Source organism: Neisseria sp. P0001.S005 (genome assembly GCF_051963715.1).
Genome location: NZ_JBQCTZ010000705.1, coordinates 1 through 393, shown reverse-complemented (window position 1 = coordinate 393; position 393 = coordinate 1). Strand labels below are relative to the sequence as shown.

Annotated in this window: 1 protein-coding gene; it reads left to right on the top strand. The window is 50.1% G+C overall.

All coding sequences use genetic code 11. The features are described from left to right. A partial coding sequence (locus tag ACTHSP_RS22475) for a S1 RNA-binding domain-containing protein (protein WP_440347068.1) occupies positions 1–360 on the top strand: 360 nt, incomplete at its 5' end. Positions 361–393 lie beyond the last annotated feature (33 nt).

The following is a 393-nucleotide window of genomic DNA, read 5'->3' as shown; positions in this document are numbered from 1 at the left end:
GGTAACTTCATCAGCGTAAACGACAAAGGTTCTTTGGTTAAAGGTTCTGTGAAATCTGTTGACGCCAAAGGTGCCGTTGTTGCCCTGTCTGACGAAGTAGAAGGCTACCTGCCTGCTTCCGAATTCGCAGCTGACCGCGTTGAAGATCTGACCACCAAACTGAAAGAAGGTGATGAGGTTGAAGCCGTTATCGTAACCGTCGACCGCAAAAACCGCAGCATCCGCCTGTCTGTTAAAGCTAAAGACGCTAAAGAAAACCGCGAAGCCCTGAATTCAGTTAACGCCGCTGCAACTGCCAATGCCGGTACTACCAGCCTGGGCGACTTGCTGAAAGCCAAACTGTCCGGCGACCAAGAATAAGGTTGCAGACATGACGAAGTCTGAATTGATGGT